This window comes from Pseudobacteriovorax antillogorgiicola, from assembly GCF_900177345.1.
GTDB classification, from domain to species: domain Bacteria; phylum Bdellovibrionota_B; class Oligoflexia; order Oligoflexales; family Oligoflexaceae; genus Pseudobacteriovorax; species Pseudobacteriovorax antillogorgiicola.
This window is the reverse complement of record NZ_FWZT01000021.1, coordinates 70,174-94,226: the sequence shown is the minus strand read 5'-3', so window position 1 is coordinate 94,226 and position 24,053 is coordinate 70,174. Positions and strand designations below refer to the sequence as shown.

Below are 24,053 nucleotides of genomic sequence, written 5' to 3'. Positions count from 1 at the left end.
ACATGTTCTGATGATTAATTAATTTGAGACGGACGCAAATGAAGACACTATTTAATACACTCTGCATTCTAATATTCTTATCTTACCCAATTCTTGCCTTAGCTCATGGTTACATGAGTGAGCCTAAGTCACGCTCACTTTTGTGCAAAGAAGGAAGTAATCAAAATTGTGGTGCTGTGCAATACGAACCGCAAAGTGTGGAAGGACCAGATGGTTTTCCCGAAGCCGGTGCAGCCGATGGACAAATTGCGGCTGCTGCGAGCGCTTCTTGGTCTCCGCTTAACGAACAGTCCCCTGGTCGATGGAATAAGGTTGCCATCAAATCGGGAACCAATACGTTCTCGTGGCATTTCACAGCACCTCATGTGACCAAGGATTGGAGGTACTTTTTAACAAAGCCTGACTGGAATCCATCTGAACCTTTATCACGACAGGCGTTTGATCTTGAGCCGTTCTGTGTAGTCGACGGTGCAATGGCAAAACCTCCTGCGGATATATCTCATGACTGTCAGCTACCTGAGAGAAGCGGCTATCATGTTATCCTAGCCCTTTGGGATGTGGGTGATACTGCTGCAACCTTCTACCAAGTCATAGATGTGGATTTTAATGGCTCGAATGGCGGTGGTGATGGAACACCAGGCGACTCAAATTCGCCGGATACAGATAACGGCAATCCCAGTTTTCCAACTGGAGATGATTGCGACGATGAAGCTAGCCAGTTAAGCCAGACAACTTCTAAGCTTCTCTGTAATGCCAAGCCATTTTCAGGGGCTGACGCTGAATGGTGCAATGAAAATTGCAACCAGGTTCCGAGTTTTTGCCCAAAAGATCTTTGTGAATGTCAGTAATCGTTGTGTCTCAGTAGATGAAGCTCTGTTTTTTAGGGAGCTTCATTTGCAAAGGTCATCGTATATTCACTGGTAGCATCAATGTTGCTTAGACGTGACCCAGGGATCTCTAGCCAGGTAACCCCATCACTTGAATATTCCATGTGAACAGCGTCACAACTGAAATTTAGATCATTGGAACAACGAAACACAACACCATCGACAAGCAAGCCCTGACTCCCAAAGTCGACTCCGATCCAAACTGATCGGAGGCTGTCGAAAGGAGGCTGACCATCAAAGTCAGAGTCCTGAACATACCAACCACTGTCATCCAGTATATTATCGAAAGCTTGCCAAGGTGGTTTTTCCAGATCATCGCCGTAGGACGCAGATAGCTGACCTTCCATTCCAGCAATAAGTCCTTCCGTATTCGATATCATCGAATTTTCTCGAACCACACCATCCACAATAAAACGAATTTCATACACTGAAGATGTTCGTACTCCGCTTATGGAGTCCACAAAGAATCGGTAGTGTCGCCAGATGATGGGAGTTTGCTGTTTGATGAGTTCAACATCACCATTAGCGATACGTATGGTCATCCCATTGAGAGCCTGAATTAATTGATCCAGAGTCCCCTGACTGGCTAAGATCCGTCGTGATGCTAAGTCGTCGGGATCGGGTGTTAATTCTAAGTTAGCATTCTGAGTTGCACTGGGCTCAATCGACCATTCGAGACCTTCCAGGAAGCCTGGCTCAGCATCGGCCTGAAGATTCAAGGTCACTTTTAACTCAGCTTCCGAATTGACACCAGCGTCGACGGTTCTGATCATGTTGGAACTGAGGTAACTTCCGGTAATCGGCACCGGGACGCTAGCTGTTACATCCTGATCGATGTCGGCCTGATCGAGGCTGCCATTCCCTAGGGATTGACTTTCACTCTCTTTATTCTCGGTACCGATACCGGGTAAAAAAGAACTTTCCTGGCAGCCTAAAATCAGGAACAAGCCAAAAATTGCGTGTAGTCTTGGATGCATCTACTTCTCCAAGTAAAAGTAGTCTCAACGATATAAATAGTGGCTACTATGCTCTTCGGACTAACCCACCCTTCAGTCTAGAGAATCTCATTTCTATTTTTATATTAAAGGCTTAAAGCCACAATTAATCCAAGAGAATCACCCCGACGACGATCTCACAACCAGCAGGCGTCCGAATGATTTCCCACCTTTAGCAAACAGATATTCGATCGTTGTCCGTAGGGGCTCGCCAATACTGCGGCTTAAGAGCTTGATGGAGCGCATCATAGCCCCGAGAACTGAGAAACTAAACGATGATAGTACAACAATCAGCGCGATTGATCTCACCATGGCTTGACCTCTGTAGAATACATTTCGAGTTTTGAGCCATGATAGAGAGGAGTTGCTGAAAAGTAAATGGAGTATCAAAGGTATGAAGGAAAAACCAAAGGCAAGTCGATCTGCATCACCGACTAGACCTCACAAATTTAGGCTGAACCTTTATCGATTTGAGAAGGTGACTCTTGAGGATTGAGTTCAGCGGTATTGAACAAACGCCTAATGCTATAATTGATGTATTCGATCTGCTTAGAATTAAGACCCGTTAATTTTAGACCATGTTTAAACCTTGTGCCCGAAGGTCTTGCCCAACATACTTCTAGATTGACTTTAGATAGGGATTGCTGATCCAAAAGCTGCGATAGCCGATTGTCCACGTTTGTGAGTCGCGCTAAGAAATTAACCCCGCGGCCCAGAAAGTTGTCGCCGATCACGCCAAAGCCAGATTCTGAAAAGTCGACTACCTCGAATCTGCCAACTTCTGATTCGATGAAGATGTCACCTGGATTCGATAGTCGATATCTTAGTTCTCGGGTCGAGTAGCCCACAAAGCTCCAGTAGATCTTCTCCGCTTCGATGATCGGTTCATTGTTGTTAAAATACAGATTGTATTCATAGGCCTCTTGTAGGTTTCGAAAGTGTTTCATCTTCACTAGAATTTTATTAAGAGCCTCTTCTTTGTATTCGTATTGATTCAGAAGATTCTTAGTCGTCGTACTGATCATGATCTTAAATGGGTTGCATGCGCTTTCAAGGCGACTTGCAAAGTTCACCGCATTGCCTATCATCGTGTAGTCGATCTTATGCTGATCGCCAAGATTACCAATAAAAACCTTATCAGTATTGATTCCTATGCGAAACGGGAAAACCGCCTTCCCTCGCCGTGAACGATCTAATATTTTTTGAACGGACTGACGCTGAATATCGGAAGCCGCTCTGAATGCCATACTCGCATGATCAGACTGATCCCTACCATTCAGGGCATAACCGAAGAAGCAGAGGATACCGTCGCCTAATGATCGATCGATAGTGCCACCATATTTTCGGATAACCTCTTTGATATCGTTCAAGTGATCTTTTAGTTCCGCAAAAGCTTCCTTTGGCTTGAGCAGGCTCGATGAGTGAGAAAATCCGACAATGTCTAGAAACATGATCGTGACTGTTTTTTCTGTTCCTTCAAGATTAAGGTGATCAGGGTGATCTAGAAGTTCGTTGAGAACTGTTTTAGGAACCTGCCCTGCAAGCACCTCTTTGAGAAGGCGGCGATCTTCGCGAGCCTTACTCATGCGTTCTGCTAGCGCAAAAGAAAACGAGATCAGGGAGCCGCACAAAAGGCTTCGATAAACATGATTTATATTCCAGGGACCCATAAAAATCCCTGCCGTATGGGTCACTGCCACTCCTGATGCCACGATCACAAATAGCCACCCCATTAGGAAGTAAGCTGGTTTCTGTTGCTTAAGGATAGCAGGAATAAAAGCAAACCCAGAGATCGAACTAAAAATCATGATGCCCACCCCAAACTCAGCAGAGTTAAAGGCATCAAGGAAGATTGTTGCTAGCGCAGTGGCAACTTGAACGAGGACCACTCCCCAACATAGTAAGAATCCTTTCACGGAATTGCGCCTCAAGCTTAAGAACTCAGATAGAAATAGAAATAGAAATAGATAGAATACGGGCGCTAACGTTGAAACCATATGCTCCTGAAGCCACATACTTTCTGACCAAAGATATTTGAATCCCCATCCCTCCAAGGCAACTTGTAAGAAGATAGTGGAAATGATAAACCCGATAAAATATAAGTTATTGCGATCGCGACTGATCAGATACACAAAAAAGTTATAGATAGCTAAGAGCCCTTGCATACCAAAAAAAGCGCCGAATACAAGATTCTGGAGCAGCAGGCGATCGTAGAATTCATCTCGATCCAATAGAAAAACCCCGTAATTATGAGCCCCAGCAGTGGTCACTTGAAAGTACAGGGTTTGCTCTTCTAGTCCCTTAAGCTCAAACGGAAAGCCTATAAGGTGACTGGCGAGCGGCCGATTTGCAAATGGTAGGGTGTCTCCAGACAGCATACTATGAATCACTTGTCCCCGGCTTGTCTGGTTAAACGAAACACGGTCTAGATTCGATCGATCGAAGTAGAGCACCATTTCCAATGGCTCAGCGTTTAGATTCTTAACGTCAACGGCGACCCAGCTAGCTTCAGGATTCAGGCCCCGCTGGATACGATTGGATGGTAGTGGGCTCCACTCGTTGGGCTGGCTGAGCATCACATCTCGGATAGAGAATTCAGGCAGATTTTCAACCATAAGCCGATATTCGCTTAGTTCATAAGAAGGCTCAGTGCTTCCCTTTACCAAGCTTGGTGCGATGAGAAAGATTAAGATGAATAACCAATGTCTCAATGATCGTCCTTGTTTGAGGCCACCTCCCGTGGCAAACTGAAAATCGTTTTCAGTTTGAGCTATGGAATGGGACCACCCCAGTTCAGCCTTTAGCTCGCGATATCGGATTCGGCCAATTGGCGAAAAAACTGAATCTTGGCACGACCCTTACTAAAACATCAGAGATTTATTAGCTTTTTTACTTGGATTCCTACCACCTGGCAGAATTTAAACCAGATTTCGCTGCTCCAAGGTATCGCAATCATTTAAGATTCGCCCCGCCTCTGCGGTGCCCTAAGATTCGCCTGACTCCGGCCGAACTCATGAGTAAGTTCTCTAGGCACAAAGGGGTAAATCATGTCTATTCGTGAATACACATTCGATGATGTCAAAGATGAGGCACAACTTGCATTCGACCGCTGGGAGATCGCCCTTGCTAAGCTTCGCAGTGGCTTCAACCAAAGAAGCTGTGAGGAAATGTATCGATCTACTCACGAATTGAAACATTTATGTAAGGTTTATAACCTCGGGCTCCCTAGCGACCTCCTCCAGAGTCTCGCCACAACTGTTGGCAGCATTCAAGATCGGAGGATTAAAGTAAGCGAAAAGCTACTTGATGCGCTCTCACGGCTTCATGATGATCTTAAAAATTGGATCTTGCTGGGTCAAATTCCCAAAGACGAGGAGCTGGACGAAGCTCTCAAAGGCCTTCACGGAGCCTGTATCCTTCGGGGTTTGACAAAAAGATTTCCCAAAGAGGAGTCCGATAACCCTTGGTATCGATCTGATCAAATCCTGGAAGAGTTGTTGGCAGCTGAGAAGGTTTCCGAGCAGCAGATTCAGATGGCGCTTCGGCTCCAGCGTCGGACCTTGATCGACATTTTGAAAGATCAGGGCCACATCAGCGACGACGATATCACAGGAACCTACGACCGCGCCGCTGGCTGACTCATTTTATGAAATAGGGCGGCTATGAAGCCTGCTTCAATTTTTCGGTAAACTGGCAAATGAGGCTACACAGTAGATCCTCATGGCCCACTGAAATCTCGTGCCCCACGCCACGGATCACCTGGATATTCGAATGAGGAATCAAACGGTGTAGGTGCTGACTGTTGCCCCGCGGTACAAATTGATCTTGATTGCCATAAAGGATTAAGGTGGGAATCAAGCGCCCGTCCAAGCGACCTCGAATCCGGAATCGGAGCGATGCTAGTAGCTGCTTAGCAATGGTTTCGATAGGAAAACCTTCGTCTTCCATGATCGCTCCCCACTGCTCTCCAATTTCATGGCCTATACGCCCATCGATTTTGGAAGTGGTGACATATCGTTTTACATCTTCGTGGATCTTTCCTTGAGCCGCAGCTAATGCTATTTTTGCGACGGAAATGGGATTAACACGAAAATGAATATAGTCGGCCGAAGATGAATTGGCAACGATCAAAGTTCGGCAGCGATCAGGAACCTCAGCTGCCAAAGCCATAGCCACCATCCCACCTAACGAAAGGCCGAACACATGAGCTGATTCGATACCTGCGTGATCAAGTACTGTAGCGACATCCACCGCCAAGTCTTCTATGGTGCTATTCCAGTGTAGCGGCGCTGTACTTCTTCCCAAACCACGATGATCTAGGGTAATCACCTTAAAATGCTGACTCATCATCTTATCAAAGCCAAGCCAGTATCGACTGGACCGCCCCAATCCACGCAGCATGAGTAACGGTTCCCCACGCCCCTCCACTTGGTAAAAAATATTTCCGCCGCTGACATCAACGGTTGGCACAACAACCTCCTCATTCGATTCAGTTTGAAACCTCTAAACTTAGATTAGCTCCATGGGCTGGGCGGTTCCCAAGGGCTCTAACTGGCCAATGATCGATGCATCCAAGTAGCCAGCTGCTCGCAGATCCACAAGACACTGATCGGCAGTTTCGGCTGGAATCGCAGCCAGAAGCCCGCCTGAAGTTTGGGGATCCACCAAGATCTTAGCTTTCGGATCTTGATCTCGATAGCTTAGCGAATCCAGAAAAGCTCGATTCTGGGCAAAAAGTGAACTAACGATACCACGTTCGCTCACCTCCAGCGCACCTGCCAATACAGGAATCGCATCGCGAAAAAGTTTCGCACCCAGGTTTTCGCTGATTAGCATTTCTTGGAGATGTCCAATCAGGCCAAAGCCGGTTACATCAGTACAGGCAGAAGCACGATGTTTTACAAAACAAGCCGCCGCTGCACCGTTATCCATTATCATAGAGGAAATCCCATGATCGATCCATACTCCCCGAGCCTTGATTCGCATCGCAGCCGCAAGTAGGACTCCTGTTCCCAACGCCTTCGTCAGAATAAGTTTGTGTCCTGCCTTCACGCTTGTTTTTGCCAATGCACCAGAAGGTGGCATCAGACCGTTGACAGTAAGGCTTAAGCTGAGGTGCTGCCCCTCTGAGGTATGCCCTCCAAGAAGGGCAGTCTTGCTAGACTCAAGGCTTGTCATCATCCCCTCTAGAGTTTGATAGATGTCTTCTTCCATAATCCTCTGGTCAGCATACGGCACGATAATATTGGCCAAGGCAGAGTGAGGCTTGCCCCCCATTGCATAGATATCGCTCAAACAGTGGTTAGCCGCAATGCGACCAAAGATATAGGGGTCGCTCACAAATGCTGTTAGGTGGTCGACTGTTTGCAAGAGACGAGTGTCGGATGGTATATCTAAGATAGCAGCATCGTCGTGGTGTAATGCAAAGTCCGCCTTAGGCTTCCATGGCTCTTTTTTAAGCCGTTCTAAGGCTCCATGAAGAATTCGTGACCCAACTTTGGCGGCACAACCGTGACACCTAATAGTTTCTTCAAACTCGTCAGAGCGTTCCACGATCCCAATCTGAGTCCGCATCTCCCGAAGCTCTAGGTTTTGGAACTTCTTCATAAACTTTCGATCAATATGATCTTTGTATCTGGCCAATACTGGGTGGCTAAAGGCCAGCCCCCCCCGACTTAGAACCGCACCATCCCCAGTGTACATCAGGCTTAGAAACCGTTTTTGGGGATAAAACTGACTCGGTTTTTGGCCCTTCAAATACTGCGATACGTGGTGAAACAAAGGCTGTCCCTGACGCACGGCAAAGACCCCTGACTTTGGCCGGGGATGATCCTCCATGGTCGCCACATCCCCCACCGCAAAGATAAACGGGTGGGACGCTGATTGCAGAGTGTCGCGCACAGCAATAAACCCTCGTTCATCGAGCTTAAGCCCCGACTCAGCCAACCATTGAGGTGCCCCCGCTTGCGTCGTAAATACGGTGAAGTCAGTTTCCAAAGGCGGGCCACTTTGTAAAATAATATTACCTTTCTTCAAGGACTTCACAGCAGCATCACAGATGACATCGACTCCCGCAGCCAGTAATTTATCAGCCATAATTTTACGGACTTTTGGATGATGAGCGGGCAGAATCTCCGACGATTTTTGAATGAGCTGGATTTTTAATTGAGGGCAGGCTCGCTTCATGGAGATTGCGGTTTCAACTCCAGCTGCTCCAGCTCCAACAACAGATAGGGTGTGGGGACCATGACGTTTCACAGTTTCCTGCACATGAGACCAATACTCCCAAAATCTGGCCACCGGCTTGATTCCAATCCCAAATTCATGGGCTCCTTCCACATCGTCCATTTGCGGCCTGCTGCCTAGATTGAAAGAAAGACAGTCGAATCGAACTGGTGGTCGGTCAGCAAGTTTGATCTGCCTAGCAGGAATATCGAGGCCTTCCACATGGCCGTGAATATATCGGACTCCAGCGTACTCCGTCAGCTGCCGAAGATCGATATGTGCTTCCTCGTGACTATAGATACCACCAATGAACCCAGGCAACATTCCCGAATACGGGGTATCGGTTGATTCTGAAATCAGAGTGACCCGCACTCCATCCACGGGGTTCATGCCCCACATTTTCAGAAAGATACCGTGGCTATGCCCGCCACCTAATAACACTAGATCAACTCGATAAGGGTGATTCATCACTCGCATGCTGTTGCTCCCGCCTGGCATTCCAATCTGCTCAACTATCGGAGTGAGTCTAGCGCCTCGCTGTCAAAGGCTCAAGGCTAAGAACATGATTCCCAAGCATCGTTGTCATAGCTCTAGTCGAATAGAATCACGCTACCGCTTTCCTGATGCTCCTGTTCTGGCTTGGCTTGGCTTTCTTGGAGAGTAATATGACCATGGGCGATGGCGAACTCGAAATCACAGCCAATCTTGTCAAACCCAAACGGAGTAAAGATAATTGGATTGGTTGTCTTGTGGTAATGAGTTGGCTTTTTTTCGATAATGACTTCGGGTAGCCCGATCTGTAGCATGGCACCTTGTTTGCCAAGTTCAATCTTGATCCGGCCAATGGTTTGATTAGCAACTTCGCCCATGATATCTTTTGCGACTTCCTGGGTAACTTTGTCGTGTTGCTCCCCAAGCATCGCTTCCGATAGGGCCCGAATAAACCCAACATTTGAACTTAGAGCCACGGTTCCACAACCGGTCTCGCTTTCAAACCCAATAACGGCGGTCACAAAACCACGAGCTGGAGTTTCTGGGCTCTTGATTCGCACTCGTCCAATATGGGGCGACCGTTGAAAATAGTGTTCAAAGGTGCCTAGACCTGATCGAATCATGACATTGATCAATTGAGAATCATAGCTAATCTTGGTTTTTTTGGAATTCAAACGTTTCACTAATTGAAACGCGAAGTCCTTATAGGAAATTGGCTTTTCAACCACATCAGCAACCTGAAAGGTCGCTGCAATCTTGCGAGTGAGTGGCTCGATATGCCCAGAGACGATATAAATAAGTGACGGTCGGTTTACCTGGCTCGCCCGAGCTGCCTGCACGACACTCATGCCATTGCCTTGCTTTAACTTTAGATCACAGATAATGCAATCAAAGCGTTGATCAGTGACCTGACGGATACCTTCTTCCTGAGTTTCAGCAACAGAGATCTCCAAGCCTGGAAAATTAGTGAGGGATCGTTGATACAGCGCAAGCTGGTCAGGTGCATCTTCAACCACTAAGATTTTGCTGGTTTGTGCCACAAAAGACACTCCTAGCTGGAATACAAAATTGCCATCATGGCTTTCCCCTTATCGTTAAAATAAGGGAATTATGAAGGCGCCAAGAATTTGCTCTTAGCTAGAGCTGTGATACCAAAGTATGCCGTGGAGAGCTGTAGATTTAGCTGGTTTTAAAATTCACGTGGATTACATTGTCCTCATCATCACTGCCATCTTCTGATTCATCCTGAATTAACGTTGGCTCAAGCTCAGCCGGTTCCAGGACCACGTCGTCACCTACTTGTCGCAGATAGACCTGCATGATTTCAACAAACTGAGCGGCCCGCTCTTCCACGATTGGCTCTTCCAGCAATCTCTGGAGAATCCGAGACTCCAGGCGAAACCACTCCATGACACGGATGAGTAGGCCTTCGAGGTCTTGGGATTGCCAGACGTCCTCGGGAACTCTTTCTGCAAAGTAAGAGTATTTTTCTTTTAAGATCGACTCACTCAATTCCTTCAAATTACAAAATAGCTGCTCGGCCTTCCCAGCATCTTCGATGCAACTATTTTCTTCTACGACTCTGGCAATTGTGAACGGCAATGATTGCACGACTTGATCGAGGCGAACCCTTTGCTCGATGTTCACGGCAACGAGAAAGCGACCATCTGGTAATTTTTTCAAGACGTTAACAGGGCCCGCTCCGAAAAGCTCGCTAGCCTCGTAAGTTGCTTGATTCTGTGATAAGACTTCCTTGATTGTGGCCTTGCTGGAGGCGGCCTTCGCTGGGCTTGAAATCTGCCGCTTCGGTAGGGCAAGACCGAGATTGATCTCGTGCTCGACACAATACTCGATCATCTTGCGGTATCGGGGCTCGAAAACGTGGAGCAGGTGGTGTTGGCCCTCGAAAGCGACCATGCCAGGGACGGGAAAAATGGCAACCTGATTTTTCTGAGTGGCATTAGTTTCAGACATTTGATTTCGATTTCCATCCGGTGATTGTTTCAGCTACTTTCACCTCGGCAAAATTGAGGCTTCAACAAGTCGAATCTATTCTAAATGTATTGTTCAGAACTTATAAGGATATTTTCTTGGCAGTAAGCATGATACCCCGCGGTAAAATACTGGTTAGCGCCTGCTTCCTCGGCCACCCAGTTCGATATGACGGCCAGGCCAAGACCTTGGATCGGCCTCTGCTCCAGGAGTGGAACGCCCTTGGCTACCTCACCCTTGCCTGCCCCGAACTGGCTGGCGGCCTGCCAGTTCCAAGGCAAGCCGCTGAAATTGTAGGTGGTCAAGGCCTTGAGGTGTTGAATGGAACGGCAGAGGTTTTCAATCGAGCTGGCTACAATGTAAGCTCTTATTTTTTAGAAGGCGCCCATAAAACCCTCCAGATGGCCTTGCACCATGGAGTGATTGCAGCATTTTTAAAGCAACGCTCACCATCCTGCGGAACAAGAGAAGCCTATGACGGCACGTTTTCTGGCCAAGTTATAACAGGAATCGGTGTCACTGCAGCCCTTCTACAGCAGAAAGGGATACCCGCATTCGGCGAAGATCAGTGGGACAAACTTCTAAGCTTTGTGACATGATCGGCGGGCTCTTTGAACCCTGGGCCCATTAAGCTCGGGTCCAGCCAAAGGGTCGATCCACCGGGAGGTGAAACTTGAGCATTCAGGAGATCCGAAGATGCCCCTCCCCATAGGATCAAGCGATTGCCAACTAAAACTGAGCTATGCATCAGTCGTCTAGGAAGTGGTTTTTCCGTTCGCAGTTTTATCCAGCGATTCACTTCAGGATTGAAAGCTGCCCCAAACCGCAGCGGCCTCTTCTTTCCCGATCCTCCCCAGATGATCATATGGGTGCCTGTCCACACTGCAGAATGGAGATCACGACGGGCAGGACTATTTTTTAAGGACATGGCTTGCCATCGGTTACTTGCGGGATCGAACATTGCACCGCTGCGATACTTTTCACCTTCGCTAGAAAGCCCACCCCAGATTATCATCTTGCGACCGGTCCAAACTGCTGTGTGATTAATCCTAGCCTTCGGAGCCCCGGCCAAATTCATGGGAGACACGGCCCCGGTATAGGGGTCTATGATCAAGCCTGTGCTGAGAAAACCCGACTCATTTTGCCCACCCCAGACTAGGATGTGACTACCTGTCCAGACTGAGGTGTGATAGGAACGCTTTTGTACCTGTTGGGGTAAAGAAATTTTCGACCATCGATTGTCATCAGGCTGATAAGCATATAGATCGGCAAGATAGTCATGATCGCTCAGACCAGCGAACACAAACATTCGCTCTCCGTCCCAGTTCGACGAATGTCCAGAACGAGCTGCTGGCGCCCCCTGATCGCTGATATTGGACCACATCCGAGTGCCCTTATTAAAGCGAAAGCCTTCCGCAGTAGGGCTTCCAAGATTGCCGTCGATACCTCCCCAGACGATCAACTCGTCCCCCGTCCAAACATGGCTATGATTGTAGCGGGTCAAGGGCATTCGGCTAGGCAAGCGAATCGTCTGCCAATGGTTATCATCAGGAAAGTAAAGACCACCGCCTGTAACACGGCTGTTAGTCTTGTGACGCAACAAGCCACCCCAAACCAACATCGCGTTGCCGGTCCAGACTGCAGTATGCATCACTCGTGGGCTCGGTTCGAAGTTCGTTGAAATTGCTTGGAAGTTGAGATTAAGTCGCTTCGCATTCAATTTACTATTCGAACGGCACGAACCAAGGAATCCTGCAAGGGCAAAAAGTAGGCATGCCAGGTATTGAGGCAATAAAGAACTCCCATCCGTCAAGGCGCCATTTCCGTAACGGAATATTTCCTCTCAGATTTAAGGACTTAGCGGTGTCATCGTAAAAACAAAGCAATGTTCCTCCATATCCCATTGATATCACAACAAGGAATTTGCTCACAGAACACTTGGTTCCTTAAACCTTGTAGCGATCGAGGAGCCCTTGTTAAATTGGAATCAGACAGAGATAAATGATCTTAAAACAAAGGAGAAAATCATGAAAACTCTAGCGAAAATCCTCATGTCCGTCAGCCTTCTTGCCCCCATGACCCTTATGCCAACAGTAGTAAGCGCTCAGGAAGCCGCTGACGAAGTCAACCTCGACGAAGTAGAGCGGGCTGCTTACAACTTAGCCTACCGTGCTCGCCTCGCAAAAGACTTTGTTGAATCTGAGCTATCAGGTAGCCGCGGCAAGTACTATCAGTCAAAGGCGATTCGCCTGACACGTGAACTCAATGCACTTGCTGTATACACTGCCGAAGACGCTGCTGCCGGAGCCCCTCAAGAAGAACTACTCGCAGACCAACAAGAAATCGAAACACTGTTCTTCCAAATTGATTCAACCAAGCGTCAACTCGCCAGAACCTTCCGTGACCAAAAGCGGGATATTGAGGACGTGTTCAACGACATCCGTACGGCATACTATGCCTACAAACTTGCACTTACTGGATCTCTATAGTCAGCTTGGGGTTGCCGCAAGGCGCCCCTTCTATACCTGTAAGTCACGTTCAAGAATGGTGTTTAGTATGATCAATGTTTGAGTTGACTGTACTCCTTTGATTTGCTGAATTTTCTGGGATAATATCTCATAGAGTTCAGCAGTCTCACGCACCAAGATCTTTATCAGCAGACCAAAATTTCCGGTCGTGTAGTGAATTTCTAAAACTTCTGCAAGCTTGCTCAGCTCCTGGGCCACGTTCTTTAAGCGACTTGCCTCGTTGATTTGAATGCCAATAAATGCCGATAAACGATAGCCCATAGCTCCCGGATCGATTGATATTCTCGTACCGAGAAGCAACCCCATCTCCTTCATTTTCTTTACCCGCCCGTGAACCGTACCCCCAGAAACTTTCAACTCCCTGGCGATTTCCAGAAACGGCATTCTGGAGTCTTGCTGCATAAGCCTAAGAATTTTGCGGTCTAAACTATCAATCTGTTCACTCAAGTCGGTCACCATGGATACAAAATTATCAAATCATCAGCAAAATAACACAATTATAGATAATTTATCACCATTTTTATCATTTTATTATTAATAATTGATATAATTTTGTCATTATTCTATCTATTTGTCAGACATTAATTTTGCCGCAGGGGAGTATCATGTGTGGTCTATTTGCCTTTCAAGGCTCGTCTTTAAGTGAAGCAACACTCACGCAATCGTTTGATCAGCTAGTCCATCGCGGCCCGGATCAAACTCACATCCATATTGAAGAACAGCTATTTATTGGATTCCATCGATTATCCATCATGGACCTCAGTTCCCATGGCATGCAGCCGTTTATTAGTCCTTACACAGGCAATATTCTGATTTGTAATGGTGAGATTTATAATCACGAGGAGATTCACCAAGAGTTTGCAGCAAGTTTTCCATTCCAATCTCAATCAGATTGCGAGGTTCTGTTACCCCTCATCCAGGAGTATGGTATTGATGAGGCGTCCCGACGCTTGGATGGTGAATTTGCAATTGTAGTGTACGATAAGCAGAACAATGCACTATTGGCGAGTCGTGACCCTATTGGTATTCGTCCCTTGTTTTATGGCTATACCAAGTATGAGGATGAGATCGCCTTCGCATCGGAGGCAAAAGCTTTGCATAGCATCTGCCGCGACGTGAAGCCATTTCCTCCTGGTCATTACTACGATGGCGAAGGGAACTTCATTCCCTACCGTAGTATGAGTCATCAGCCAGTTTTAAAAGGTCAAAGCATGGATAGCATTCTTTCAGGAATCCGCCAAAAGTTGACTTTAGGAGTTGAAAAGCGCTTGGAGTCGGATGCTCCTCTCGGCTTTCTTCTCAGCGGCGGATTGGACTCAAGTTTAGTCTGTGCCTTGGCAGCTAGGTCACTCAAAAAACCGATTCAAACATTTGCCGTCGGTTGCGACCGCGATGCTATCGATATCAAGTATGCAGAGAGAGTTGCTACGCATATAGGAGCGGATCACACCAATGTCTACTTCACGATCGAAGAGGCTTTAGAAGCTTTGAAAAAAGTTATCTTCTGTTTGGAAACTTGGGATATCACAACCATCAGAGCCTCAGTGGGTATGTACTTAGTTTGCCAATACATCCACAAGAACACCAACATCAAAGTACTACTCACGGGGGAGGTCAGCGATGAGCTATTTGGCTATAAGTATACAGACTACGCGCCCAGCGGACTTCAGTTTCAAAAAGAGGCCCGAAAGCGGGTCGAAGAGCTTCATTATTACGATGTCTTAAGGGCCGATCGTTGCATCAGTGCCCACTCTTTGGAGGCGCGCGTACCATTTGGAGATCTCGACTTCGTCGACCATGTGATGAGTATTGATCCAGATTTCAAAATGAACCGTCACAATATGGGAAAATACCTGCTGCGTAAGGCCTTTGACGACAAAACTGAGCTTTTACCCCACGACATCCTATTTCGTGAAAAGGCCGCCTTCTCCGATGCAGTTGGTCATAGCGTCGTTGACGAGATCAAGGCCTATGCGGAGCGTACCATTAGCGATCACCAGTTTCAGGGTCAGAGTTATTCCCATGGGCAGCCGCTGAGCAAGGAGGCTCTCCTCTATCGTCACATATTCGAATCATTCTTTCCGAACCGCGCAGAACTCATTCCTGGTTACTGGATGCCTAACCCCGAATGGACCAATTGCGAAGTGCTTGATCCCAGCGCCCGAGTCCTTCCAAACTACGGAGCGAGCGGAGCATAGAGATAGCCACTTCCTGGTTGCCAGTAATTCTTTGGCGTTCTCTTCAATCCAACTAAGATCCCTAGTTTTTCCAAGCTTTTAGCTTTTTAGGCTCAGGGAGACAGCTGTTTGGGGCGATAGCCATACTGAATCGCTAAGGAATTATCATGGCCAGCAAGCCTGCAAAGAAAAATGACTGGATGACCCAGAAGGATCAAGACGATCGCGTCGAAAAACGGCGATCCCTTTATCTTGGGGAACGAGTTCTTTGCGACGTTCGCTATCGTGGTCAAGCTTATAAGACCGAAGTCGTGGATATTTCCACTCATGGTGTCGCTCTAATAAGTATTAGTAAGGATAAGCCCCTGGAGCTACCAGTAGGCGCTGAACTCAAAATGGAATTTAGACGCCGAACGCCCATCTGCACTGTGGAAGGAACCGTGGCTAATACTGGCTACCTTACTGTACAAGGTAAGAAGAAGGCTCGGGTCGGCGTTCAATTCAAATTAAAACACTATGAGCGTATGTCAGACTTTACCGCTGCCTTAGGCGAAAAGCTATTCCTATGTAAAACCTACATCAGACCACAGATATCTTGCTACGATACGTTCTTCTATAAAGAAGTCATTCTCTTTCAGGTAAACGGCTTCACCAGCCAAGGCATCGATGTTGTCACGTCTGCACGTTGGAAGAGTATTCTACCAGGACAGTCTCTGAAGCTGAATGTTTTCATTCCTGGCAAAGGGGCTTTCGAGGCGATCTGTAGGAACTCTGAACACTACTACCACTCTCCCTGGAAAGGAAGGTTTCGGCTCTTTCTTCGTTATGAGAACGTGACACGAAAGTTTCTGGAAGCAGTTAGTGAATACATTATTATGATGAACCCAAAGATCACACCCAATATCCTGCGAGACAATGGTTTCTCGATCGGTGTGTTGGAGCATGCTTGTCATCTAGAAAGAACAGAGTATTCACCCCATAATTTCCCTGGCCACCGTTTTAGTCCATCTGTTCTCGGTGCGGGCAGCGATGATATCCCCCTTGGGGATGAGCGAATCCAAGCGGTCGCACGAGATATCTGCTGCAAACTGGGTCCCCACCCAGTTGCATTTTTCAACCTAGCCTTCTTTAATGGCATCATATCTCTTGATCAGATTCACCCTCTACAAAAAGAGTTCAGCCGAGATATCTTAGCAAACCGTCATGTGGTGCTAACCAACCTTTTGATCGGCGATGATGCCAACCTTCCAGATTTTCTGATCCCTATGCTCCAACATGTAACTAGAATCACAGCGCAATCGAAGTCTAAGTTTTTGATTTTAGAGGCTGAGCAAGGAATCGTAAAGATATTAAAGCATATTGGATTCCAAACCTTGAAATCAATCGCACAGGCTGACGGTAGCGAGGATCGAAAGCTGCTATCATTAGAAGTCAACGCGGTCCTTGGCAACAAGCAACTAGCCCTCGATACCCAGGTATGGTCGAAGGTCTATCAAAGCTTGAATCAGTTTCTTGGGCGTGCGGAACCCCAACGCTCCCAAGTTCGTCCCTTTCAGTTTCCAAATAAATCATAGTCATACGCCGACAAGTAACTATGTTATTTTACATCGCCACACCAGCTTCATTCGCAATTATGCGAGCTAGGCTAAATATTCCCGTCAAATTGATGACAGCACCTACCATTGGTTATACAATAGGACCTATGATGAAATTTGAGGAGTCCTGTTCATGCGCATTGTACCGATGATTCTAGCCGTTTCATTATATTCATCTCACGGACTAGCAGACGAAAACTCAGACACAGGGGCGAAAGAGGAGACCTCTGATACCGAAGATACCAGTCAAGTGTCGGATACGGCTGACTCAGATGGTACCGATGATGCTGACGATGACGATATCATAAATATGGACACCCACCTCGATGGCGACGAACCCATCGAGGATATTAATATGCAACGCCCCTGGCTGGTGGATTTGAATGTTCTTCTCGGTCGCAGGTGGTATGATGAACAGGATCTAGCCGCCGACGTTTTTCAGTTTACAACTGAGTGGTCATTTCAAGATTACCCGGTTCGGTTTGGTCCCAGCATGAGCTACCTTCAGCTGAACCCTACAGATGATTTTTTTGACGAGGGTCAACTGATTGAACTGGGGGTCCGAGCCACTGCATTCTACGATATGGAATCGTTCCTCCCCTACATTAGCCTCGACTACAGCTTCTATTCGAGCGGCTCAATCAAGGGTTCGTCCCGAATCGATAATGTTGAGCGGAGTGGGACCCTTGATATTACAAGCAAGGGCCTGGATGTCACTCTTGGGTTTTCAGTCATCTGGAGCAACTATTCTTTTATTGTCGAGGCTTCAGCCCATAACAGTCGTACTATTGCCTTCGAAGGTAACATAGGAGTCGCCACTGTTGATGACAATGGGGACGTTACGGTCCAAACCGAAAAGCGCGACACCTCTGACGAAGACCTGTTCCGATCCGTTCTCATTGGTATGGGGTTTGAGTTGTAGCACATGGAGCGCTTTCTGATGACTTATAAAGAATTCAACTAAGCAGGTAGGAATTCTTTCTTCAGATCGTCTTCAGTCCCTTCCCATCGCAGGATGACAAAGGCACAATCGTCCTCGGCTGGGTGATTTTGCCAGATCGCTCGACCTTGTTTCAGGATGATTTGTTTCAACTCATAGGGTGTCTTGCTGGGCTCAAGAAGCTTCATAAGACGCCGTATTTTAAACTCCTCGCCATTGGGCCCACGATTTTCGGTTAGACCATCGGTATAGAAGAAGATAGATTCTTGCCTTTCAAGACTGAACTCTCTAATTCTGTATTTAGGATCAGGTAAATAACCAAGGGGGCCACCTGATGATAAAAAGACCCGGTTCTTCTTGTAGCCAATGATACACCCGCCCGGGTGACCAGCATTGATATAGACCCCATTACCAGTATCAGTTTCAAAGATCATGAATAGCATCGTCATCATGCGATCGACCTTCGCACCAGTATCAAAAACCGCCTTGTTAACAGCCATGGCTAAGATCTCGATCTCTTCATCCATAGTCAAACGATTGTTTGTGGATCGCTTCAGTGTGTCTAAAGATGAGTAGACCGCACCAGCTGCTGTTCCAGTAATCAAAGAGGAAGATACCCCATGCCCCGTCACGTCACCGATAAAGAAATATAGTCGCTTTGCAGCCTTGTCTTCGTAGTAGCCATACCAGTCGCCACCAGTGTGCTCAGCAGCTTGGTAGTACTCGCTGACAGAGAATGAACTGATGCCGCCAGTTTTGGGAAGCATCGCCTGCTGCACCTGGTAGGCCTGCTGGAGAGAGTCTTCCAAAATATCCGATTTCTTTGATAATTCGATTCGGCCTGCTGCTGTCTGGCCAATTAACTCTAACATCTGGATCTTCTGCTGTGAGAAAACATGAGATGTCAGGCTGTTCTCAAGGTATATAACCCCAATCAGCTCCTTTCCCGTTCGTCCACCGACAATAATTGGCAAGCAAGCCAAAGACCTTACAAGATTATCGGCTATATAACTCTCCCGTTCCAGACCAGGAATAATTCGATTGGGAATCAAAGCATCATCAACAACGATAATACGCGCTGTTCTCAAAACGTAGTTCACTACCCCAAGACACAGGTCCTGGCTTTTCTGATAGTTCGCATCAACAACTGCCATGGTGTTACCATCAAAACTCCGCGCAATCTTAAAGATCTGGGATCTAGCTTCACGCAGGATGATGAACCCCTTATCCCCTCCTGCAAACATCAGCGACGAGCGCATGACTTGATCGATGAGTTTGTCGTGCCGCGTCTCTTGGGCAAGACCAGAAATCACCTCACGGAAGGTTTCAAAATCAAGACTTTCTGCATTGCGGCGACCATGAGATTGCTGGTGATTTTCCAACTTCAACCAGTGGGCATGCTCTTTGAGCAGACGCTCCACCTTTTTGGTCGCTCCCCATTCTCGATAGGCTTGCAAGCTCCGCCCCATGTAGTCTTGAGCTATATGAAGCAGTCCTGAATTCAGAGCCAACTGCGCAACGAGCTCATAAGATAAAGCAACTTCGTGTACAAAGCCATTTTTCTCTGCGAAATCTGATGCTTGATTGAGGTACTTGATAGCCAGTTCGAACTCGCCTTGAAGGTGATGAAGCTCGCCCTTGAGAATCAAATAGCGATGGTAGTGATTTTGCGGACAATGGTGACTCCAAAGCTCCATTTTTTTCATAATTGCCTTGACCCGCCTGCGTTTGAAGTAGGCCCAACGGGTTCGCTTCTCCCGAATCAGTCTGATATATAGGAGCGCCTCGTAGAATAGGTAGGTGGGTGTTGCAAAGGAGCCCACGGCTGCATATGCCTTGGCATTGCACTGACGGACGAATTCGATCGCCTTAAGATCTTGCTTAAAGCTATATGCCAACATCAATTGAAGAACTGCCTTGTAAAAAGCAAAGTCATGGGCCGACTCGATAAATGCCACATGTTTTTTCTCATTATAAAACTGACCGCAGAGCGTCACAGAGTTTTCAGAACCTTCCATCAGGTTATTGACACCCTGACGATACATCTCAGTGTGAGCGAGAAGGTGCTCATAATTTAGCTCTGCGATCAATCGGCGATAGTCACGTAGCTCATCACTTAACACATTTAAGTTCTTGCCAGAGAAGAAGGCGTAAAAACCGTAAATATTAATGGCATGAATTGCGAACTCAAACTCGCCACCGTCCATTCCAGTGCGGAAAGCCTTGATCACGCCTTGCAAACAGTCTCGAACAGGAACCTTCCAAGGGTTGATAAACGACCAAACCATATGCTCAACTCGGCAGATCTGATCCTTCAGATTAAACCTAAGAGATAGCTCTCGGCTGAATTCACCAAGCTGATGAGCTTCATCATAATTTCGGAAAACTCCGGCCAATATAGTTGCAAAGCCAGCATAGGCGAATGGCATGGACGAGACATGACCATTCTTTAGCCCCATCACCACACCGAAGCAGATCAAAATCGGAGAAAAGTTAGGCTGCGCCAGGTAAGCAGCAGAGCCCACTGAACAGCCAATCCTCATGATAGCCTCAAGTTTCTTGTCCTCAACCACCTCATGACTACGAAGGACCTCCATGTAGGGTCGCACCCGGATCTGAACCAGAGCTTTCAAAAGGTGCCAGGCGACATGAACTCTAGTCGGATTATGAGGCAACTTTGTACCAAGTGAGTTCATATAGTCAGTGGCAATGCGAATTGCAGCAATCTTGTCTTCAGCCATGGTGCTTTGAATTTCAACTTCCTGAACTTCGATAAGATCTTCAAGAGTCTTGGCGTGAACCCTTACTTCTTCGATCGCATCCCTCATGGCAAGGTTGTCTTTCCCTAGGAAGCTTACAATCGCCATCTCTTTGTAAATTTCAATACAAGTATCGTAGTTATGCTGCCATGAATCTTCGCCAATCAAGGTAATGGCATTTTTTAGATACTGGATCGACGCCTTAAAAGCAGAGGACTGATGAGCCCGTTTCGCGGCTTTTAGATTCAATCTCGCCACCGCAAAATCCGCTGCAGATTGATCCGTCAAAGACATATTGAAGTGGTTCACTAGCTCATAAATTCGATCCTCAACCTGCTGTTCGGTAAGATATGAAAGTTGGGCTTGACCAATCTGGAGATGAACTTTTGCCCGTTTCTTAGGGCTCATGAGCATTTCTGCGGCGAGGCGAACGCGATCATGGGTGAATTGAAATCTGGCATTGGTGATAAAGTTCTCAGAGACTTTGAGGAACTGAAGGTTGCGCTCCATAAGGGGCAACAAGATACCTTCTTCACAAATAGAAAGTAATGCTTGCTTAACAACAGTTTCTTCCTCTTCCATTACGATCAGGAGTTCATCCAGAGCAAAGCTTTCACCGAGGCAAGCTGCATAGCACAATACATTGATTGATGTTGGTGGGAGGCTACGAAAATTTTCGACTAAAAGATCTGCAGTATTATCGGTGATCCTTTGGTTGCTAGCCTTATGAAAATCCCAGTACCATCGACAGTCGTGATCGTTGAAGTATATCGCATCACCATCCACTAATTGTTCGATAAACTGACGAATAAAGTAAGGATAGCCTCTCGTTTTCTGAATGATCAAATCTGAGAACTCAGCAAGTTCCTCTTCATCGAACTTAAAGGTATCCTGCAACCAATCGCCAACATCCTTGCGCTGGAGTGGTTGCAATGACTGCCGCGTGATACGATACCCCATGCGCTCGAACTGAATTTCAATTTCATTGAGCAACCAGCGCCGATCTTCAGCATCGGAGCGATAGCCTAGGATAACGAAGATTCTCAGCTCTTCGTTTTGGTTAAAAACAAAGTTTAAGAGATCATTAGAAGCATGATCCATCCATTGCAAGTCATCCAGAAATAAGATCACTGGCTCCTTGCTTTCGCTCAGACTGCCAACAAAATTGCGAAAGGTTAGCTCAAAACGACTTTTTTCTTCTTTTGGTCCTAAGGACTTCACCTGCTTTTGCTTGCCAAGAATCAGCTCCAGTTCAGGAATAAGCCGAGAGATGTAGTAACCATTTTCACCCACTGCATCACGAATCTTGGTTTTCCAATAGTTGAGCTGACTTTCAGACTGCATTAACATTTGCTTGATCAAAGTCGTAAATGCCTCGATCAACGCTTCATAGGGTCGCCTCTGACTTTCCCTGGTGAAGGAGCCGTACATAAAAAGCGAATCGTCTCGCACCATCTTGCGCCTAAATTCTTCAATGAGGCTTGTACGCCCCACACCCGCTGCACCTTCAAGCACCACAAGGTTGCTCTCGTTGTCCTTGAATCGATTTAACTCACGATTCAAGAGTACGATATCCAAATCCCGGCCATAGATACGATCAGGAAACTGTAGTTTGTCAGATACATCTCTTTCAGCTAATGGAAAACGAGGAATTTCTTCCCCACGATCAAAGTAGTACCAACACTTTTGTAGATCAGCTTTTGCTCCCCAGGCACTCACATAGCGACTTTCAGGATTCTTCTGGCCAAGCTTGTCTATAATCATCGAAACCTGATGGGGTACCGATGGGCTCAGCTCGTAGGCTAGCGGCATAGCTTTTGCCACATGAGAGTTGAAGTACTCTAGTATGTTGCTACAGATGAACGGTACACTACCCGTGAACAACTCGAAAAGGCATATGCCAACGGAGTAAAAATCTGTTCGATAGTCAGACGACTTTTTGATTCGACCTGTCTGCTCTGGAGACATGTAGGGATAATGTTCTTTTGGGATTCGAACCCCCCAAGCGATAGGATCTTTACTCTTTTCTTCAATGGCGGCCATCAGATCAGAGAAGTAGATTCGCCCATCTTTACCTGAAATCAAAATGTTGTGCGAATTAACGATTCTCAGTGTTATGTGATGGGAGTTCAACTTGCTAAGAGCATCAAAGAGCCGGACTGCAACTTCAAGTTTTTGCTTGATCGAGATATTACTTTTAGCCAGATTATGGAGGCTCATGCAATCCGGCATCTCGTACACCGCTACTGTACGCCCTTCTTCAGTATCGATGTCTATCGGGATCAGAAAGCTAGAGAGACCGTAGCGTTTTATAAAGCGAAACTCATACTGGAGAAAATCCCTTCCATCCTTGGTAAGATCGAGGACTTTTAATATGTAAGGTTTGGGGTCGCCTCCACGGGTTGCCAGATACTCCTTGAAGAGCTCGGTCTCCCGACGAACCTTTTTGATTCGATAGTCTTTGAATTTAAAATCCATCGATAGGATGCTCGCTTTTCTATACGTCTTGTTGCGTCATCGTCCATTTTGCTAGAAATCCTCAATAGTTTCCTTCAAGTACTTATTTTCACTAGCCTAATTTTCCGATTCCCTCCTAAACGTGGGGCGATCGGAAAGATTTAACCCCTTTACCAGCTGTTTTTATTCGTCTTTTAAATATTTTTATCCCATATTATAACTTTATATTGAAAAACCTGGCCAATATGTATATTATGGCATGGATAGGAGGTTCCCTAAATGACAAGCAACGTTATGCTGAACGATCTCGCCATAATTATCAGGTCTTACCTGGAAGGTCATAAGAATCGTAGCCTCAAAGGCTTGTCCATGAGAACAGGCGTAGCCTACGCTACCTTGCGTAGAATCTATCAGCAAGACGCCACTCCAACGATGGAAAATATTTTACCCATCATCCAATTTGTCTGCTCGCGCGAAGAAGGCATCCAATTCCTTAAAAAGCACTTTTCAAACTTCGGCTCCTGGCTGGAGGATTACTTCAACGAAGACCAAGAGTTCATCGCTCACGATCTGAATCGACTGATCCAAGACAAAGAAAACTTTATCATCATTTCTTTGGCCGCAACGGAACGGGGTACCACTCGGGAAACTATCCGTGAGTTACTCGGGTCTTTTGGCGAGAAGAAAGTCCATAACCTGATTGACCATGGAGTTTTGTCAGAAGTTAAGGGTGTGATCAAGACCATTCAATCAGAGTTTGGTTCGGTAGATCCAGACAGCGTTTTGGCACAGATCCGTAACGCTACTGAAATATTCAACAAGCAACGGCTTGGTACTTCAACGGCCATGGCCGGTATGCAGACAGAAGGCGTTTCTGAAGAAGGTTTAAAGAAAATCTTCAAAGTAATGGTTTCTGCAGAAATGGAAATTTCCAAGATCCGGAAAGAAAATATTGGCGAACACACGATGTTTGCCGGATTCATTCTCAACGTAATCGAAGGTTAAT

The 24,053-nt window shown here is 46.7% G+C and carries 17 protein-coding genes and 1 pseudogene; 8 read left to right on the top strand and 10 right to left on the bottom strand.

Features of this window, described 5'->3' with window-relative positions; all coding sequences use genetic code 11:
• Positions 1 to 38 precede the first annotated feature (38 nt).
• Positions 39 to 689 (top strand): annotated as a pseudogene (locus tag B9N89_RS23185) (lytic polysaccharide monooxygenase); the annotation flags it as partial.
• Between the two features lie 191 nt (positions 690 to 880).
• Here the strand turns inward: B9N89_RS23185 and B9N89_RS23180 are convergent.
• The 3 genes from B9N89_RS23180 to B9N89_RS23170 form a co-directional block, all read right to left on the bottom strand.
• Entirely contained in the window at positions 881 to 1,864 is a 984-nt protein-coding gene (locus B9N89_RS23180; RefSeq protein WP_132323162.1) for a hypothetical protein, read from the bottom strand.
• A 138-nt stretch (positions 1,865 to 2,002) separates the two neighbouring features.
• Positions 2,003 to 2,194, bottom strand: coding sequence for a hypothetical protein (locus tag B9N89_RS23175; RefSeq protein ID WP_132323160.1), 192 nt, complete (start codon positions 2,192 to 2,194; stop codon positions 2,003 to 2,005).
• Positions 2,195 to 2,331: 137 nt separating this feature from the next.
• The gene (locus tag B9N89_RS23170) at positions 2,332 to 4,593 is read right to left on the bottom strand and encodes a 7TM diverse intracellular signaling domain-containing protein (RefSeq protein ID WP_132323158.1); all 2,262 of its coding nucleotides are present in this window, start codon (positions 4,591 to 4,593) and stop codon (positions 2,332 to 2,334) included.
• Between the two features lie 336 nt (positions 4,594 to 4,929).
• On the opposite strand from B9N89_RS23170, the gene B9N89_RS23165 reads away from it, so the two are divergent.
• Positions 4,930 to 5,520, top strand: a complete 591-nt coding sequence (locus B9N89_RS23165) for a hypothetical protein (RefSeq protein WP_132323156.1) — start codon at positions 4,930 to 4,932, stop codon at positions 5,518 to 5,520.
• 22 nt (positions 5,521 to 5,542) lie between these two features.
• Here B9N89_RS23165 and B9N89_RS23160 read toward each other — a convergent pair whose 3' ends face one another.
• The 4 genes from B9N89_RS23160 to B9N89_RS23145 form a co-directional block, all read right to left on the bottom strand.
• The gene (locus tag B9N89_RS23160) at positions 5,543 to 6,352 is read right to left on the bottom strand and encodes an alpha/beta fold hydrolase (protein WP_132323154.1); all 810 of its coding nucleotides are present in this window, start codon (positions 6,350 to 6,352) and stop codon (positions 5,543 to 5,545) included.
• A gap of 39 nt (positions 6,353 to 6,391) precedes the next feature.
• Positions 6,392 to 8,584 (bottom strand): selenide, water dikinase SelD, encoded by a 2,193-nt coding sequence (selD, locus tag B9N89_RS23155; RefSeq protein WP_159455586.1) that lies wholly within the window; start codon positions 8,582 to 8,584, stop codon positions 6,392 to 6,394.
• Positions 8,585 to 8,697: 113 nt separating this feature from the next.
• Positions 8,698 to 9,639, bottom strand: coding sequence for a response regulator (locus tag B9N89_RS23150; RefSeq protein WP_159455585.1), 942 nt, complete (start codon positions 9,637 to 9,639; stop codon positions 8,698 to 8,700).
• Positions 9,640 to 9,778: 139 nt separating this feature from the next.
• The gene (locus B9N89_RS23145) at positions 9,779 to 10,573 is read right to left on the bottom strand and encodes an LON peptidase substrate-binding domain-containing protein (protein WP_132323148.1); all 795 of its coding nucleotides are present in this window, start codon (positions 10,571 to 10,573) and stop codon (positions 9,779 to 9,781) included.
• 128 nt (positions 10,574 to 10,701) lie between these two features.
• On the opposite strand from B9N89_RS23145, the gene B9N89_RS23140 reads away from it, so the two are divergent.
• The gene (locus B9N89_RS23140; RefSeq protein WP_132323278.1) at positions 10,702 to 11,190 is read left to right on the top strand and encodes a 2-thiouracil desulfurase family protein; all 489 of its coding nucleotides are present in this window, start codon (positions 10,702 to 10,704) and stop codon (positions 11,188 to 11,190) included.
• Here the strand turns inward: B9N89_RS23140 and B9N89_RS23135 are convergent.
• On the bottom strand, positions 11,157 to 12,383 hold the full coding sequence (locus B9N89_RS23135) for a Kelch repeat-containing protein (protein WP_132323146.1): 1,227 nt from the start codon (positions 12,381 to 12,383) through the stop codon (positions 11,157 to 11,159). The genes B9N89_RS23140 and B9N89_RS23135 overlap by 34 nt on opposite strands.
• Before the next feature lie 235 nt (positions 12,384 to 12,618).
• On the opposite strand from B9N89_RS23135, the gene B9N89_RS23130 reads away from it, so the two are divergent.
• Positions 12,619 to 13,080: a hypothetical protein gene (locus B9N89_RS23130; protein WP_132323144.1), complete on the top strand. Its 462-nt coding sequence runs from the start codon at positions 12,619 to 12,621 to the stop codon at positions 13,078 to 13,080.
• A gap of 30 nt (positions 13,081 to 13,110) precedes the next feature.
• Here B9N89_RS23130 and B9N89_RS23125 read toward each other — a convergent pair whose 3' ends face one another.
• Positions 13,111 to 13,566: an Lrp/AsnC ligand binding domain-containing protein gene (locus B9N89_RS23125; RefSeq protein WP_159455584.1), complete on the bottom strand. Its 456-nt coding sequence runs from the start codon at positions 13,564 to 13,566 to the stop codon at positions 13,111 to 13,113.
• A 158-nt stretch (positions 13,567 to 13,724) separates the two neighbouring features.
• On the opposite strand from B9N89_RS23125, the gene asnB reads away from it, so the two are divergent.
• The 3 genes from asnB to B9N89_RS23110 all read left to right on the top strand — a co-directional run bounded on the left by asnB (position 13,725) and on the right by B9N89_RS23110 (position 17,813).
• Positions 13,725 to 15,317, top strand: coding sequence for an asparagine synthase B (asnB, locus tag B9N89_RS23120; RefSeq protein WP_132323140.1), 1,593 nt, complete (start codon positions 13,725 to 13,727; stop codon positions 15,315 to 15,317).
• A 146-nt stretch (positions 15,318 to 15,463) separates the two neighbouring features.
• Positions 15,464 to 16,870, top strand: a complete 1,407-nt coding sequence (locus tag B9N89_RS23115; RefSeq protein ID WP_132323138.1) for a PilZ domain-containing protein — start codon at positions 15,464 to 15,466, stop codon at positions 16,868 to 16,870.
• 154 nt (positions 16,871 to 17,024) lie between these two features.
• Positions 17,025 to 17,813 (top strand): hypothetical protein, encoded by a 789-nt coding sequence (locus B9N89_RS23110; RefSeq protein WP_132323136.1) that lies wholly within the window; start codon positions 17,025 to 17,027, stop codon positions 17,811 to 17,813.
• A gap of 38 nt (positions 17,814 to 17,851) precedes the next feature.
• Here the strand turns inward: B9N89_RS23110 and B9N89_RS23105 are convergent, their stop codons facing one another.
• Complete coding sequence (locus B9N89_RS23105; protein ID WP_132323134.1) at positions 17,852 to 23,068, bottom strand: SpoIIE family protein phosphatase; 5,217 nt, start codon at positions 23,066 to 23,068, stop codon at positions 17,852 to 17,854.
• Positions 23,069 to 23,326: 258 nt separating this feature from the next.
• Here B9N89_RS23105 and B9N89_RS23100 point away from each other — a divergent pair, with 258 nt between their 5' ends.
• Positions 23,327 to 24,052 (top strand): hypothetical protein, encoded by a 726-nt coding sequence (locus tag B9N89_RS23100; protein ID WP_132323132.1) that lies wholly within the window; start codon positions 23,327 to 23,329, stop codon positions 24,050 to 24,052.
• The last annotated feature ends 1 nt before the right edge of the window (position 24,053 follow it).

Bases quoted from the DNA above. Each gene is read 5' to 3' on its own strand.
- B9N89_RS23115 (WP_132323138.1), top strand. From the start codon at position 15,464: ATGGCCAGCAAGCCTGCAAAGAAAAATGACTGGATGACCCAGAAGGAT.
- B9N89_RS23140 (WP_132323278.1), top strand. From the start codon at position 10,702: ATGATACCCCGCGGTAAAATACTGGTTAGCGCCTGCTTCCTCGGCCAC.
- selD (WP_159455586.1), bottom strand. From the start codon at position 8,584: ATGCGAGTGATGAATCACCCTTATCGAGTTGATCTAGTGTTATTAGGT.
- asnB (WP_132323140.1), top strand. From the start codon at position 13,725: ATGTGTGGTCTATTTGCCTTTCAAGGCTCGTCTTTAAGTGAAGCAACA.
- B9N89_RS23145 (WP_132323148.1), bottom strand. From the start codon at position 10,573: ATGTCTGAAACTAATGCCACTCAGAAAAATCAGGTTGCCATTTTTCCC.
- B9N89_RS23165 (WP_132323156.1), top strand. From the start codon at position 4,930: ATGTCTATTCGTGAATACACATTCGATGATGTCAAAGATGAGGCACAA.
- B9N89_RS23130 (WP_132323144.1), top strand. From the start codon at position 12,619: ATGAAAACTCTAGCGAAAATCCTCATGTCCGTCAGCCTTCTTGCCCCC.
- B9N89_RS23175 (WP_132323160.1), bottom strand. From the start codon at position 2,194: ATGGTGAGATCAATCGCGCTGATTGTTGTACTATCATCGTTTAGTTTC.
- B9N89_RS23180 (WP_132323162.1), bottom strand. From the start codon at position 1,864: ATGCATCCAAGACTACACGCAATTTTTGGCTTGTTCCTGATTTTAGGC.
- B9N89_RS23110 (WP_132323136.1), top strand. From the start codon at position 17,025: ATGCGCATTGTACCGATGATTCTAGCCGTTTCATTATATTCATCTCAC.
- B9N89_RS23105 (WP_132323134.1), bottom strand. From the start codon at position 23,068: ATGGATTTTAAATTCAAAGACTATCGAATCAAAAAGGTTCGTCGGGAG.
- B9N89_RS23100 (WP_132323132.1), top strand. From the start codon at position 23,327: ATGACAAGCAACGTTATGCTGAACGATCTCGCCATAATTATCAGGTCT.